Annotated in this window: 14 protein-coding genes and 1 tRNA gene; 13 read left to right on the top strand and 2 right to left on the bottom strand. The window is 66.6% G+C overall.

Annotation, left to right across the window (positions count from 1 at the left end; genetic code table 11):
* Positions 1 to 28: 28 nt before the first annotated feature.
* Positions 29 to 502, bottom strand: coding sequence for a cupredoxin domain-containing protein (locus MOX02_RS09405; RefSeq protein ID WP_147025547.1), 474 nt, complete (start codon positions 500 to 502; stop codon positions 29 to 31).
* 190 nt (positions 503 to 692) lie between these two features.
* Between MOX02_RS09405 and MOX02_RS09400 the strand changes: the two genes are divergently transcribed.
* The 3 genes from MOX02_RS09400 to MOX02_RS09390 all read left to right on the top strand — a co-directional run bounded on the left by MOX02_RS09400 (position 693) and on the right by MOX02_RS09390 (position 5,776).
* The gene (locus MOX02_RS09400; protein WP_147025532.1) at positions 693 to 2,615 is read left to right on the top strand and encodes a cytochrome C oxidase Cbb3; all 1,923 of its coding nucleotides are present in this window, start codon (positions 693 to 695) and stop codon (positions 2,613 to 2,615) included.
* Positions 2,616 to 2,854: 239 nt separating this feature from the next.
* Positions 2,855 to 4,036, top strand: a complete 1,182-nt coding sequence (locus MOX02_RS09395) for an MSMEG_0565 family glycosyltransferase (RefSeq protein WP_147025531.1) — start codon at positions 2,855 to 2,857, stop codon at positions 4,034 to 4,036.
* 189 nt (positions 4,037 to 4,225) lie between these two features.
* Complete coding sequence (locus MOX02_RS09390) at positions 4,226 to 5,776, top strand: CYTH and CHAD domain-containing protein (protein WP_147025530.1); 1,551 nt, start codon at positions 4,226 to 4,228, stop codon at positions 5,774 to 5,776.
* 13 nt (positions 5,777 to 5,789) lie between these two features.
* Here MOX02_RS09390 and rlmB read toward each other — a convergent pair whose 3' ends face one another.
* Positions 5,790 to 6,638 (bottom strand): 23S rRNA (guanosine(2251)-2'-O)-methyltransferase RlmB, encoded by an 849-nt coding sequence (gene rlmB / locus MOX02_RS09385; protein WP_147025529.1) that lies wholly within the window; start codon positions 6,636 to 6,638, stop codon positions 5,790 to 5,792.
* 162 nt (positions 6,639 to 6,800) lie between these two features.
* Between rlmB and MOX02_RS09380 the strand changes: the two genes are divergently transcribed.
* The 10 genes from MOX02_RS09380 to MOX02_RS09335 all read left to right on the top strand — a co-directional run bounded on the left by MOX02_RS09380 (position 6,801) and on the right by MOX02_RS09335 (position 13,710).
* A tRNA-Glu gene (locus MOX02_RS09380) sits at positions 6,801 to 6,876 on the top strand.
* A 524-nt stretch (positions 6,877 to 7,400) separates the two neighbouring features.
* Positions 7,401 to 7,640: a hypothetical protein gene (locus tag MOX02_RS31765; RefSeq protein ID WP_174804896.1), complete on the top strand. Its 240-nt coding sequence runs from the start codon at positions 7,401 to 7,403 to the stop codon at positions 7,638 to 7,640.
* Positions 7,641 to 7,681: 41 nt separating this feature from the next.
* On the top strand, positions 7,682 to 8,815 hold the full coding sequence (locus MOX02_RS09370; protein WP_147025528.1) for a hypothetical protein: 1,134 nt from the start codon (positions 7,682 to 7,684) through the stop codon (positions 8,813 to 8,815).
* Positions 8,816 to 8,928: 113 nt separating this feature from the next.
* Positions 8,929 to 9,165 (top strand): helix-turn-helix transcriptional regulator, encoded by a 237-nt coding sequence (locus tag MOX02_RS09365; protein WP_147025527.1) that lies wholly within the window; start codon positions 8,929 to 8,931, stop codon positions 9,163 to 9,165.
* A 98-nt stretch (positions 9,166 to 9,263) separates the two neighbouring features.
* The gene (locus MOX02_RS09360) at positions 9,264 to 10,040 is read left to right on the top strand and encodes a hypothetical protein (protein ID WP_147025526.1); all 777 of its coding nucleotides are present in this window, start codon (positions 9,264 to 9,266) and stop codon (positions 10,038 to 10,040) included.
* Between the two features lie 442 nt (positions 10,041 to 10,482).
* Positions 10,483 to 11,121: a hypothetical protein gene (locus MOX02_RS09355; RefSeq protein ID WP_147025525.1), complete on the top strand. Its 639-nt coding sequence runs from the start codon at positions 10,483 to 10,485 to the stop codon at positions 11,119 to 11,121.
* Positions 11,122 to 11,205: 84 nt separating this feature from the next.
* On the top strand, positions 11,206 to 11,427 hold the full coding sequence (locus MOX02_RS09350) for a hypothetical protein (protein WP_147025524.1): 222 nt from the start codon (positions 11,206 to 11,208) through the stop codon (positions 11,425 to 11,427).
* A gap of 284 nt (positions 11,428 to 11,711) precedes the next feature.
* On the top strand, positions 11,712 to 12,305 hold the full coding sequence (locus MOX02_RS09345) for a hypothetical protein (protein WP_147025523.1): 594 nt from the start codon (positions 11,712 to 11,714) through the stop codon (positions 12,303 to 12,305).
* Positions 12,306 to 12,527: 222 nt separating this feature from the next.
* Positions 12,528 to 12,956 (top strand): hypothetical protein, encoded by a 429-nt coding sequence (locus MOX02_RS09340; RefSeq protein ID WP_147025522.1) that lies wholly within the window; start codon positions 12,528 to 12,530, stop codon positions 12,954 to 12,956.
* A gap of 133 nt (positions 12,957 to 13,089) precedes the next feature.
* Entirely contained in the window at positions 13,090 to 13,710 is a 621-nt protein-coding gene (locus tag MOX02_RS09335) for a hypothetical protein (RefSeq protein ID WP_147025521.1), read from the top strand.
* Positions 13,711 to 13,744 lie beyond the last annotated feature (34 nt).

The following is a 13,744-nucleotide window of genomic DNA, read 5'->3' as shown; positions in this document are numbered from 1 at the left end:
GCGCCGCCTCCGCCGGGCGCGAGGACGCTCAGCCGGCCGAGGGGGCGAGGATGAGCTTGCCCCGGAAGGGCGCATCCTGGTTCTGCACGCTCGTGCAGGCGTAGGGGTACTCGCCGGCCGCGAGCGTCCTGAGCTTGAGGGTGCCCTTGCCGCCCTGCTTCACGAGGTAACCCTCGTTGCTCATCACGTGGACGAGGTCGCCGTCGGCGTGGAGCACGTTGCGGTTCTCGAACTGGCCGGGTGCCGTCAGCGTCACCGGCCGGTCGGCCCGGTTGACCACCTTCAGCTCGACATTCGTCTGCGCCGGCAGGCGCAGCTCGGCCGGGCTGCAGCGCGGCTTGTCGCCGTCGAGATCGACCGTGAGCTCGACGGGCGGCATCGCGTCGCCGGTCTTCGAGGGCGGCGAGGGCTTCTCCTCGGCGAGCGCCAGCGTCGCGGCGAGGAGGACCGGGGCGGCGAGGGCGGCCGGAAACAGGCCGGCCCGGCGGCTGAAGCGTGGCATCATGGGTGGATCGCGCCTCCATGGGATGGCGTCCCGGCTGCGGGACGCGCCTGACCGGACCTACCGGCGTCGCGGCCGCGAGTTCCGGGCGCGGCAGGTCGTCGCTGGCGCCCCGCGCGGCGCCCTGAACCTTCTCCGGTCAGGAGCGGTTGTGCCGGGCGATCCCTCAAACCCGGAGTATCCCGCATTCATGGGCTGGCCCCGCCGAACCCTTGCCGCCGTCGGAATCCTGATCTGCGCCGGGGGGCTCGCCGCGGCCCTCGGCCGCTTCAGCCACGCCCCGATGCCGAGCGAGGCCGACCTCGCCAACCCGGGACGGAACGCGCCGGAAGGGGCCTACGACGTGCTCGGCCGCGCCGCCGCCTCGCCGGAGCCCGGCGCGGTGCGGATCGACGCCGCGCTGGTCCGGCGCGGACGCGAGGCCTTCTACCGCGAGACCTTCGGCAACGAGGTCTTCCTCACCGACGTGATGGGCATGCTCGACGGGGCGCTGAGCCTCTACGAGGTCTCGCGCGCGCTCACCCTGCTCGCGGGCCGCGGCACCGCGAATCTCGAGGTGCGCGTCGCCAGGCCCGTGACGGTCGGCGACCGGACCTACCGGGTGGGCGAGCTGATCCCGACCGGGCTCGACGTGGAGAAGGGCAGCCTGTTCCCGCTCGGCATCCGAACCTTCTACGACCGCGGCCACGTGCGCATGGGCATCACCTGCGCGCTCTGCCATTCGGCGGTCGACCCGGCGAGCGGCCGGGTGGTGGAGGGCGCGCCGAACCGCGACCTCAACGTCGGTCTGATGATGGCGCTCGCGGCCAACACCACCGCCTACTACATGCACGGCTCGACACCCTCCCTCGACCCGTTCCGGACCGACCCCGGCCGCACCGTCGCGACGCGGTCGGGCACGCGCGAGCGCCTGCCCGATCCGGAGGCGCTGGAGGCCGCCGCCAAGGTGCAGGCGGCGAGCTGGCCACCCGGCAGCTTCGATTCCTCGCCAGACCTCGTGACGAACCCGACCTCGATCCCGTCGAGCTTCACCGCGCACGGGCATCCCTACGGCTGGAGCGGGCATGCCGGCATCGGCCCGTTCCGGGGCCTCTCGGCGCTCAACAACAACGTCCACGCGCTGAACTCCGACACCACCGCCCAGGCCGACGCCGCCCCCTTCCTGTTCGGCCTCGACCCGGAGGTCTATCTCGGCACACTCCTGCAACGGGCCCCGTCCCCGAGCTTCCGCTTCGACCCGCAGGGCGGCCGCACGCCCTCGCAGGTGCTGAGGGCGGCCGACCCGACACCGGACGCGCCCGGCCTCAACAGCTACGCCGTGCTCCCGAGCGCTCCGAACGCCAACTCCGTGACCACGAACGGCCTCGTCGCGACGAGCCCCGGCGAGCCCGTCGGCTACGCCAACGACGCCATGTCGGCCTTCCAGAACGCCCTGCGGGCGCCGCCGAGGCCCGCTGCGGCGGACACGCTCGCCAGGGGCCGGCAGGTCTTCGAGCGGGCGGGCTGCGCGGGTTGCCACGACGGACCGGCCTACACGAACAACCGGGTGGTTCCCGCTCCCGAGATCGGTACCGAGCCGAGCCGGGCCCGCGCCTTCGCCCGGACGGAGGCGACGCTGCGACCGCCGGATCTCTACGCCGCCGGCACTCCCTTCCCGGTGCCACCGGGCACGGCGACGCTGCCCGTTCCGCTGGCGGGCGAGGCCCTTGCCCAGATGCAGCTCGCCTGGGCGCACGCCGGCACGCCGGGCGGCTACAAGGTTCCGAACCTGATCGGGCTCGCCGAATCCGCTCCCTATCTCCACGACGGCGGCGTCGCCGTCGGCCCGGGACCGGCGCACGAGCCCGGCATCGGCCCGCTTCTCGATCCGGCCGTCCAGGCCGACCCGGCCGAGAGCCTGCGCGCCCTCGTCGACCGGGACCTGCGGGCGCGCGTGGTGGCGGCCAACCGCGGCAGCCCGCGCGCGGTGACGGCCCGCGTCACCGGCGAGGGCCACGCCTACTGGGCCGACGCCGAGGCCGGCGTGTCGCCGCCCGAGCAGGCCGCCCTCGTGCAGTATTTGCTCTCGCTCGATGCGCCGCGGGAGGCGCGGGAGGACGCCGCGCGGCGGTGAGAGGCGGGCCCGGCCTCGCGGACCGGTCCGCGTCGATCTCGAACCGAGCCGGCCGGACCACGGCGGCCCTCGTCTGCCGTCGGCCGAGACTGCGTCCGAGCGTCCGGCCACGCGGTGCCCGAGATCGAACCGGCACGAACGATGCGTCGTCGCCCGAACGACCCGCGCGGCCCCTCTCGCCGCCTCGGGTCCGGGCTCTCCGGCCAGCTCCTCCGGCCGGGAAGGGAATCGACGCAGCCATGCCGGGCGGACCTGCGCGCATCGCGATCCTGGCGACCTCGACGAGCCCTCGCGGCAGCGTCGCCCACGCTCTCGCGGTCGGCGAGGCCCTGTGCGACCTCGGGCACGAGGCGGTGGTCCACGCCCCCGACCCGACCGGCCGCGGCTTCTACCGGAACGCCCGCTGCCCCGTCGTCTCCGTGGCGGCCCGCAGGGTCGGCGGTTCGACGGCCGATCTCGTGCGCGCCCGCATCGAGGATTACCTGCGCCACTTCGCGACGCCGGCCGCCTGCGATTTCGACGTGTTCCACGCCCAGTGCGGCATCGGCGGCAACGCGCTCGCGACCCTGGGCCGGCGCCGTCTCGTGCACGCCTTCGTGCGCACCGTCCATCACCTCGAGAGCTTCGCCGACCCGCAGCTCGCCTACTGGCAGGACCGGGCGATCTACGACGCGAGCCGCCTGCTCTGCGCCGGCCGGTCGGCGGCGGACGCTCTGGCCCGCGACCACGGCGTCGCCGCGCTGGTGGTCGGCAACGGCGTCGACCAGACCCTGTTCCGTCCGCAGGCGGAGCCGGGGGACGAGACCCTGCGCCTGCGCTGGGGCCTCAGTCCCGGACCGGTCGTGCTCTGCGTCGGCGGCTTCGAGGAGCGGCGCAATTCCCTCGCGGTGATCGAGGCCTTCCTGCGCCTGCGGGCGGAGCGTCCGCGGGCGCAACTCCTCGTGGTGGGCGGCGGCTCGATCCTCGATCATGCCGGCTACCAGGCCCGCTGCCGCGCCGCCCTCGACCAGGCGGGGCTGGAGGTCGGGATCGGCCGTGCGGTGATCCAGCCGGGCCTCGTGCCGCAGGACGAGATGCCGGGCTTCTACCGGCTCGCCGACATCCTCGCCGCGCCGGCCCTGCGAGGCGGGTTCGGCCCGAGCGTCCTCGAGGCCATGGCCTGCGGCACGCCCGTGGTCGGCGCGGCGCGCGCACCCTTCACCGAGGTTCTGGCCGGGAGCGACGCCTGCCTCGTCGACCCGGAGGATGCGGGCAAGATCGCCGACGCCTTCCGCGCCGCCCTCGAACCCGGGGAGCGCGCGCGCCTCGCCGCGGCCGGCCGCAAGGTCGCTGCCCTGCACGGCTGGGCGGCCTGCGCCAGCCGGCACCTCTCCGCCTACGCCGCCTGCTCGCGCCGCAACCGCGCCACCGCCGACGCCTGAGCCGCCCCGGCCTCTGCGGCGGGCACGGTCATCCGGCCGTCTGGTCCTCGGAGCGCGAGGTGTGCAGCGCGCACCGCGTGCGCGGCGTGCCCAAGCATGACAGAATGCCCCGACGACCGGCACCGCTCGCGTTGCCCGGTCCTCGCCGACGAGGGGTCGGACAGGGCAGACCGAGGAGAGTGACCGGGCATGAGCACACCGCGCGAGACCGAGCTGAAGCTGGAATGCGACCGGCTTGACCTCGCCGCTCTCGGGTCTCACCCGCTCCTCCAGGGAGACGGCGAGCCTGCGGCCCTCCGCTCCACCTACTTCGACACGCCGGACGAGGATCTCCGCGCGGCCGGCCTGACGCTCCGCGTGCGCCGCAAGGCCGAGGCGCGGATCCAGACCGTGAAGGCCGACGCGGGAACGGGCGCCGCCGGCCTGTTCGACCGGCCGGAATGGGAGACCACGATCTCGGGCGACGAGCCCGATCCGGCGGCCTTTGCCGACACGCCGGTGTGGGAGGTCCTCGGGAGCGCGAAGGACGCGACCCTCGCGCCGTGCTTCAGCACGGTGGTGATGCGCACCGAGCGGCTCGTCTCCCACGGCGACGCGCGGATCCGCGCGACCCTCGACGAGGGCCGCGTCGAGACGCCCGCGGGCGACGCACCCCTGTGCGAGCTGGAGCTGGAACTCGAATCCGGCACGCCCGGCGACCTGTTCGCCCTCGCCCAGGCGCTGTCCGAGACGGTGCCCTTGCGGCTCGGTGCCCTCTCGAAGAGCGAGCGCGGCTTCGCCCTGCGCGACGGCCGTCTTTCGACCCCCAGCAAGGCCGGGCCCGTGGTGCTGCCCGCGCATGCGAGCGCGGCCGATGCCTTCCGCCGGATCGTGATGGCCTGCTTGCGCCACCTGCGCCTCAACGAGGCGGTGTTCCTGGCAAGCCGCGACCCGGAGGCGCTCCACCAGATCCGCGTGTCCCTGCGGCGGCTGCGCTCGGCCTTCAGCCTGTTCAAGCCGGTCCTCGCGCACGATCCCCGCGCCGAGAGCCTCAGCCAGGCGATCAAGAGCGCGGCTGAGCCCTTCGGCCGGGCGCGCAACCTCGACGTCTTCCTGGAGACGACCCTCCCCGACGAGATGGCACGCCGCCCCGGCGAGCCCGGCCTGCCGGAACTCGCCGAGCGGCTCGCGGCCGATCGCGACCGGGCCCACGCGGAGGTCGCCGAGGTTCTGACCTCGACCGCGTGGCGGGGCCTCCTCCTCGACCTGCTGAGCTGGCTCGAGACCGGACCCTGGCGGACGGGCACGGGGGCCGACGCCGCCCGCGACGCGCCGGCCCGGGACTTCGCCGCCGACGTGCTGGAGCGCTTCCGCAAGCGGATCCGCAAGCGCGGGCGCCACCTCGCCAAGCTCGACCCGGAGGCGCGCCACCGGGTGCGCATCGCGGGCAAGAAGCTGCGCTACGGGGCCGATTTCTTCGCCTCGCTGTTCCCCGACAAGACGGCGCGCAAGCGCCACAAGGCCTTCACGGCCGCCCTCTCGGACCTGCAGGACCATCTCGGCGCGCTGAACGACCTCGCGACGGCGCACACCGTGATGGCGGGCCTCGCCGAGGGGCCGCCCGGCACGGCGGCGAGCGGGCCGGCCCTGTTCGCCGCGGGGCTCACCGCGGCCGACAACGAGGCGCAGACCGGGACCCTGCTCGCCGCCGCCGAGGAGACGCACGCGGATCTCCTCGACGTGAAGCCGTTCTGGCGCTGAGATCCTTCGCCCGTCAGCTCTGCGCGGGACGGCTGAGGGCGTAGAGCGTGATCGCGGCGGCGTTCGAGACGTTGAGGCTGCGGATCTCCCCCGTGAAGGCGATGCGGGCGAGCACGTCGCAGCACTCGCGGGTGCGCTGGCGCAGCCCCTTGCCCTCGGCTCCCAGCACGACGACGGCGGGGCGCCGGGGCCCGACCGCGTCGAGCTCGGTCTCCGCCTCGGAATCGAGCCCGATCCGGGTGAAGCCGCGCTCGCCGAGCTCGATCAGAGCCTCCGCGAGGTTGCGCACGGTGATCAACGGCACGTGCTCCAGGCCGCCGGAGGCCGATTTCGCCAGCACGCCGGTGGCGCTCGGCGAGTGGCGCAGGGTGGTCACGATCCCGGCCACCCCGAAGGCCGCGGCGGTACGCACGATGGCACCGACATTGTGAGGATCGGTGATCTGGTCGAGGGCGAGCAGGAGCGCGTCCTCGGGCAAGGCGTCGAGACCGGGCGCGGGCAGAGGATCCACCTCGAGGTAGAGACCCTGGTGCACGGCGTCCGGACCCAGCAGCGCGTTGATGGCGTTCGGGCGCACGATCTCCGGGACGATCGGCAGCGTTCCCAGCGCCTCGGCGAGGCGCGCCGCGCCGTTCTCGGTGGCGAGCAGCCGGTGAAGCCGTCGCCCCGAATTGCCGAGCGCCTGCACGACGGGGTGCCACCCGTACAGCACGACGGGATCGTCCGGACCGCCCCGAGGCCCCCCGGGGCCGCCGCGCCGGTCGCCGGACCGATCGCTCGGCCGGAAGCCGCCGGGGCGGCCCCGTCCGGCGCCGGGCGGCGCGGAGCGCGGGCCGCTGGGTCGATCGTGTCGGGTCGTCATGCTGCACAGATCCTCTCGCGGAAGCGGTCGCGCGCGGCCCGCCCCGCGCCGATGTGGGACCCGCGACAAACCGGTCGCGCGCCCGCCCGTCAAGCCGCGCGACCGCGCGCGGCCCGTTGCCCTCCCAGGCCAAGCCGATTATAGAACGCCTCGCTCGCGCAAGCGCCCTTCGTCTAGCGGTCCAGGACGTCGCCCTTTCACGGCGAAAACACGGGTTCGATTCCCGTAGGGCGCGCCAATCATTTCAAGTACTTAGCTTGGAATGTCTGGCGCAGTGTCCAGTTTGTGTCCCGTGGACGGGACCGGATCGTGTCACATTCCTTTGGACCGTGTCGGCCAGATCGCAGCGGTAGGCTGTTAGGCAAGGCTGCTTCATTTTTCCGAAGCTCTGAGCAATCCTACAGCCGCTGCATCACTCATATCGCCGTGAGCCTTTGTCCCCAATGAGCACCACGCTCCTTACCGAGCGCGGAAGTGACTGGCTTCCTGCTCGGGTTTCAGTCTGCCCGACTCAGAGGAGGGGAGCCGCCTAGCCCTGTATCTGATCCCGACGGCCTCGCGCACGAGTGAGGTGCTGGGTGCGCGCTGGGACGAGATCAACCTCGCTGAGAAGCTCTGGACAGCGCCAGCGGCACGCATCAAGGCCAAGCGTGATCACCGCGTGCCGCCGAGCAAGCGCAGCCTTGAAATCTTTGCTCGGGCTCGAGAACTCGCCGCCAGTAGGCAGCTCATCTTTCCTGATCGTTCAGGCGATAGGCCTCTGTGGAACATCCTGTTCCTGATGATGCACGCCGCGTCGGTCTGGCAGCCACAGCCCACGGTTTTCGCTCGTCATTCCGCGACTGGGCGGCCGAGCGCACAAGCTTACCGCGCGAGGTTGCTGAAATGGCGCTCGCGCACGCCGTCGAGAACCGGGTCGAGGCTGCCTACGCCCGCAGCGATCTCCTGGAACGGCGGCGCGAATTGATGGAGCGTTGGGCCAACTACCTGGACGATGTCTGAATTCGTACCATGTGAGCGTTTTGGCAATGCCGGAGCAGCAAATGACGCAATCCAGCCCGGGACGGGATATCGCGGCTCGTCAACAAAGCGCAGACGGCCTGACGGTCACGACTTACCCCTGGAGGAAAGGCCACTACGAGGTCGTCTCCTCGGAAGACAGCTTCGTCAAAATTGCTCACCACCGTTTCGATCTCACGCAGGTCTGTCGCATCCTCCTCCATGAAAATCGATCATTCAGGGGACATAAGGACGCGCTGGCCGCGGCCTTATGCGGTTGGATGCTTGATCCCAAGGGATGGGCCCCCCGTAGACGACTGGTTGCGCTGTCCATCGGAACGACGCTGGCCCGGGCGGAGCAGGCGGCCAAAAGACAGTCAGGCAGCCAAAACAGTACGGAGCGCCCGTACCCAAGATTGACCCGGTTGTCGCCAGCATTCTTCGATGAGCTGTACGACCCAATCGGCGGGCTTAGAACTATTTTACGGACTCTAGCATGGGATTTGGTTTACCAAGAGTTCGGAATCCAGCGAGACAAGCTGTATGATACAACGATGATCGCCGCCATTGACCACTGTCATTACCGCTTAACCGCATCTAATTCAATACTCGACCGTCTTAGCGTCAAGAGATCTTGTGAGGTTTACGTACTCGTAGAAATGGCAATAAGCGGCTGTCAGGGCCCAAACGTCGCCAACCTGAAAGACCATTATCTCGGCAGATTCGAGAAAAGCATTCCCTTCCTGTATGCAGCGAGCACCATCAAACTGACAGAAAAGCAAACTCTGCTGAATGCCATTGCAGGTGCCAATTCGGCAGCCATCCTTCGGCCAGGCATACTGCGCGAACTCTTCGGCAGAACACTATTCTATACGCAGAACGTTTATGCCAAAAATGACAAGACAAAGAACCGAGTGGCCTTTGCTCGTGAAATTTCAACCGCGCTTCGCGGCGTGGAGCCACGCACGTTCGATCCTCCGGATCGCGTGTGTGCGTGTACCAAGATCATCGAGCACGGCTACACAAGGGCGGGCTACGATGCCTGCCACGATGATGCGGGCAAGCTACGCTGGAACAGCCCGGCGTTCTGGTCGGCCTTGGATCTCCCGGTCCCGGCATACAAGAGACGCTCGCGCAAAGGCAGCAATCGAGAGCAGAAATCCTTGCCTTCTGAGTGATTTACCGGGAATTCCGAGGAGAAAAACTATTTCCATTTAGAATCCTGACCCACCTTCCATAAGCGGTCATTTCTTCGGACGGCCACGCAGCCCGTGGTCGTCAGGAGACAGTCATGAACGCTAACGACAATACCCCCTCGGGCCAGACGCCGCCCACCACGCCCCCGACGTTGCCGGCGACCGGTCTCATGCGCCTCTCGCGCGTGCTCGAGCTCATCCCGATCAGCCGCTCCTCGTTCTACGCGGGCCAAGCCAAGGGTATCTACCCGCCCTCTGTGGCCATCGGCCCGCGCGCCCGCGCTTACCGCGTCGAGGACATCCGCGCCCTCATCGAGAAGGGCGTGGCCTAGAGCGCGACGGCAGCGCGGGCTTGTTCGAGTCGCATCCTGCGCTGCCCCCATCGACGGCTGTGTGTGTAACACACAACACAAACTCATGGAGAGCTACATTGGCAAAGATTTTCGGTGACATCGAGACTGCCTACAAAGAGATGCGCGACAATCCCGTCGCCTTCACCGACGACATGAACAGCGAAATCGGCAAAAATGAGCGTGGAGCACACCGCGTCAAGCAGCAGGCCATCGCTTTGGGGGTCGGCATCATCCGCGAAGTCTGTGCCGACTTCGAGCAGTTCGAGGAATTGCGCAGCGCAGAGTGCCTGCAGAAGAACAAGCGTGTTCAAGAGGCGACTGCGGCCAATTTTCAGAAAGTCGCCAGCATCGCTGCCGCCACCCGCATCTTCCACAACACCGACGCTACCAAAAACCGGGTTCGCGTGTACGGCTATGTTATGAACTACTTTGTGCGCAAGAACATCCCGGTCCCGCGCATTCCTGCCAAGATCAAGGGGATGAACGGGATCGAGGGCGTCTACAAGCGCGTCAAGGCGAAGAAGGACGAGAAGGCTTCGCTGCGGAACAGCTCCAAGCCCGCCGAGGTAGGCAGCAGCAACGACCGGTCATCGAAGTCGGCCAAGTTGCCGACGGTTGAAGCGATTCTGAAGTCCTACCTGCTGATCAAGATGTCGCCGGAGGAGTTGGACGAGTACCGGGAAGATCCGATCAACGATGGCGAGCGGCGCGGCCTGGAAATTGTGAACCGTGGACTTGAGCCGAATGGCCTCCAGGCCTGGGAGTACGTCTCCGACCTTGAGGTGGAGGCTCCGTTCGCGTCCGACGAGGACAACGACAACGACGCCGAAGGCGAAGATGAGGACGCGGCCTGATCGGGTCTGAAGGGTAACAATGCTGGGCGACCACATGTCGCCCAGCCTATTTTGTGATCAAAAACCTTCAAAGGGCCGATTGACGGCAGAATCTCGCGATCAGATCTGCGCTCTCGAATGCACGGCCAAAACACTTGTACATACGAGCAATACGGCTTGTGTACATGTAAGTGTACATACGAGTAATATGACTGCAATGAGCAATGTTTGGTACTTGGTAAAGCACTGCCATCTCCACATTGATATGGTGATAGCCGTGATACCAAGTTCAGCATTCGCTCGCTTTTCCATGCGTGAGCACGCTCAAGCCGCTCGCCTCATGGAGGGATTGAGGGGTTACCATCAGCGGGAGTACACGAAGCCCGAGCGGGAGGTACGCCGCCTGCGGCGCAGCCGAGCCGGCGAACTCGGCGCCCACAACCCCTATGCCCGAGAGTTTTGGATGCGGTCGATGGGGGCGGGGCTGTGCCGCTGTGTGGGCGCCTGCGCCCCGAACTGGGAACCGCGTGTCCCCGTCTTCTTCATCACGCTCATCGACGAAGGACAGATCGTCTACCCGACCGATGCCAACACCGAGGGCTTCCGGCGGTCCACCCCCCACTTCCCGGACATTCATCGCACCTACCGGCGCGCGCTGCGAGGCTTCGATTACATCGGGATGCTCGACCCTGCCCTCTACGTCTCCACCCAGAAGGTCGAGTGCGTTTCGCGCTTCATCCTCTGGCACGCCCACGCCCTCGTCTGGAACACGTCGGCGGCTGCGCTCGATCAATGGGCGTCTGAAGCCCGGTGGTCGATGCGGGCCTATCTGCCTTATGCCAGCGGCATCGACTGGCGACCGATCCGGCCGCCGGATCTCCGGCAACTCATCTGGTACACGGGCAAGACGCCCCGGCAGCAATATCAGCTGTGGCGACGCGAGAAAGGCTCGTTGCAGCAATATGCGCGGCCGATCAATGGCGTGAATGCAGTTCGGCTCTACGCGACGATGCGTAATCTCACGCTGCCGGAGTTGACTTTCGCGGGAGGAGCCGGACGCCAGATCATCCGACGCACTCTCCGCCGGGCATCGGCGTGGTAAGCGAAATTTCGCAACGAAAAACGAGCCCGAATCTCATCTCGGTAAATACCTCTCGCTGGCAAGTGGCTGTCCAGCGGAGTCACGATGATGAAGATGAAGTTCCACGGTTCATATCCGCACCTGCAGAAGTGCGTGTATGCTTGTAATACGTTCGGTGATTGGTACTGGCTCAGCGTGGGCCGGCTCTTCCAGTTTCGCTCAATCGATGGCGAGATTTTGAACTGGTGGCCGAGCACCGGCACGGTGTCTTTCCAGGGCCGCCCTGGTCCTCTCAAAGCTCGCTTCTGCGCGATGTTTGCGAACTGAGCGGAGCTTGTGATCGGCAGCTGCTTTGATGGTAGCTGCCGATGATCTCTCGGCGGTGCAAGCCGCCGCCGACAACATCCTCACCGGCACTTCTGCAGACGCGCCCGACGATGTGGCAAATCTTCCCGCTGCAGATCGCCTCAACCACATAGGTCTCCATTGGTGAAACTGCGCGCCGATGGTCCACATCGAAGAATTGACCACAAAAAGTGACAAGATCTTTCTCAGCAACCGCGCGAATCAGTAAAGCAGTATCGCCACATCAACATAGGATGATTGCTCAAATGGAAATCAAACTCTACAATCGCCCAGCAGCTTCTCGCGATCCTGAGTGGCCCAAGGCAGCTGGGGGTAGGATCCTCTACTCACGTCTGTCGGCAGAGCAGGCAGCAGTACTGCTCGAACACTCTTACGAGCTGTTCGTCAAGTTCGTCGACAGCGTCGGCATGAAAATGCTGACTGTGCCGAACACTGACCAGGAACGGCAGGAGGCCTTGAACTCGATTCAAGCCTACGCGTACGGCTGTGGTCTCTGCGAGGCCATGCGTCCGCGCACAGACGCGCTACGAGCCCAGCTGGCGCTTGCCGTGCCCGAGCTCGTGTTCGCGCGGTTCGACCGCATTCAACCAAATGAGTTCCTGGCTTCGCTCGAGCCAAGCGCGTTGGAACGGTGGCACGACATCTGCCGTCGGCGGGCTACGGGGTCCGGCACCGAAATCGTTCGCTCGTTCGAGGTCGCGCTCGATATGGTCAAGGAGCGGATGAAGGCCGAAGCGCCGATCCACGTCTCGCTCGACGCGTTCTTCGAGGGCGAACCCCTCATTCCGCCGAGCACCTCATCGTCGCGCCCGGCCGGTCGCTCTTCACAGCGGAAATGAGTCCTTGAACCCGGCACGGACAGGTCGGCGCAATTCCTCTTAGCACTCAGGTGAGCAGTCTCGGCGGCGAGGCCCCGCAACAGCGCCTCTGGATCCGTTGGAGCGCCCATGCGGCGAGTTACACGCGCCGAGGCTGCACACCACCGCCCGCAGGTAGAGAAGTGGGCATCCGGTAAATACGACGCCGCATCGATCAAGATGCGCTGACACGAGGAGCATGCGATGATTTTCATACCACCACTGCCTGATGATCAGCGGCTGCAACGCCTGATCGCCCGCGTGAACGCGAGCGGCAACGCGCTTGCCCCCAGGTCGCCAGAGGAGCGCTATGTCCGCTCCTTCGATCAGGACGTCATTCGCGACTTGCGCGAACTGCAATTCGAACGAGAGGTCAATCAGGCCTTCGCCCGCGCCACGTCAACCCAGATCTTGGCGAGCAGGCGCGATGATACGTGCGTACCGGAGAAAGACGCCATGGGCATTCTAGTCCATGTCGCCGTCACCAGCTTGGTGGAGCGGGTCGGGCACGACCGGGCGGCAGACGCGCTCGCTCTACTCGCGAAGGATCTGCGCTGCTTCAAGCAGGGCGTTCTGCGCGACGCGGTACTGAACATCATCGACGAAGCCGTACACAACGCCATCAAGTGCTAGAGCAGTACATGTGTGATGCTCTCAGGTCTAACACGGCACATTGCCGAGAACATCCCCGCAGAACCTCCTCGCTCGGCTTCGCATTGTGGCGAATAATCCGAAGCCAACATTAATCTAAAACGGAGAAATGTCGATGGCACTGAAATATGTATTCGACGTAGATGCTCATACGATGCAGTGTCTATTCACATTCGGTTATGCCCCGGGACGGTTTCTGGAGACCTTCTGCTACTCGCGGCCTCTGAACGAGGGGGGCGGTTGGCGCTATCTCGGCAATAGCGTTGGAGTGGTGATCGCTCTCGTCGACCCCGCTCTTAGCCGCACGGAAGCCGCGCAACGGTTGCGCATTCTGCACGACGAAGTCCGCGACAACGGCATACGCGAGCATGAGTTCAAGCGCGAGGATCGGTATAACTGGATTGAATCCAAATCGAGCGATCAAATCAGCAACCAAAAACTGATATATACGCAGGATTGGCTTGCCCGTCCCGCCGCTATGTTTGTGAAGAGCTGGGGCAACCGGATAATGGTCGAGCACAACCCGCTTTACTGGTGTGCGTTCTGGCCTAACCAGATCGAACTAAGATCGGTGTTAACGGCATACGAGGTCGCGCTGGCAATCGGCCGAGGTACGCCGGCCACCACAGTGATGCGTCGCCTACGCCGCTTCATCCGCCACGTCGAACGGTTCGGCTTGGAGGAGTGCAACACCCCTCCGTTCGGCCCTCGCGATCTCGGTTACAGTGATCATTGACGTCTTCAACGGTGTGCGGGGCACTTGCTGCGGT

Source organism: Methylobacterium oxalidis (assembly GCF_007992195.1).
Classification (GTDB): Bacteria; Pseudomonadota; Alphaproteobacteria; order Rhizobiales; family Beijerinckiaceae; genus Methylobacterium; species Methylobacterium oxalidis.
The sequence above is the reverse complement of the archived record's forward strand: the minus strand, read 5'-3'. Positions and strand labels throughout refer to the sequence as shown.

What these genes read in the sequence shown, in the direction of transcription:
- MOX02_RS09405 (WP_147025547.1), bottom strand. Translation starts at nt 502, where the DNA reads ATGCCACGCTTCAGCCGCCGGGCCGGCCTGTTTCCGGCCGCCCTCGCC.
- MOX02_RS09400 (WP_147025532.1), top strand. Translation starts at nt 693, where the DNA reads ATGGGCTGGCCCCGCCGAACCCTTGCCGCCGTCGGAATCCTGATCTGC.
- MOX02_RS09395 (WP_147025531.1), top strand. Translation starts at nt 2,855, where the DNA reads ATGCCGGGCGGACCTGCGCGCATCGCGATCCTGGCGACCTCGACGAGC.
- MOX02_RS09390 (WP_147025530.1), top strand. Translation starts at nt 4,226, where the DNA reads ATGAGCACACCGCGCGAGACCGAGCTGAAGCTGGAATGCGACCGGCTT.
- rlmB (WP_147025529.1), bottom strand. Translation starts at nt 6,638, where the DNA reads ATGACGACCCGACACGATCGACCCAGCGGCCCGCGCTCCGCGCCGCCC.
- MOX02_RS09370 (WP_147025528.1), top strand. Translation starts at nt 7,682, where the DNA reads ATGACGCAATCCAGCCCGGGACGGGATATCGCGGCTCGTCAACAAAGC.
- MOX02_RS09365 (WP_147025527.1), top strand. Translation starts at nt 8,929, where the DNA reads ATGAACGCTAACGACAATACCCCCTCGGGCCAGACGCCGCCCACCACG.
- MOX02_RS09355 (WP_147025525.1), top strand. Translation starts at nt 10,483, where the DNA reads ATGCGGTCGATGGGGGCGGGGCTGTGCCGCTGTGTGGGCGCCTGCGCC.
- MOX02_RS09350 (WP_147025524.1), top strand. Translation starts at nt 11,206, where the DNA reads ATGATGAAGATGAAGTTCCACGGTTCATATCCGCACCTGCAGAAGTGC.
- MOX02_RS09345 (WP_147025523.1), top strand. Translation starts at nt 11,712, where the DNA reads ATGGAAATCAAACTCTACAATCGCCCAGCAGCTTCTCGCGATCCTGAG.
- MOX02_RS09340 (WP_147025522.1), top strand. Translation starts at nt 12,528, where the DNA reads ATGATTTTCATACCACCACTGCCTGATGATCAGCGGCTGCAACGCCTG.
- MOX02_RS09335 (WP_147025521.1), top strand. Translation starts at nt 13,090, where the DNA reads ATGGCACTGAAATATGTATTCGACGTAGATGCTCATACGATGCAGTGT.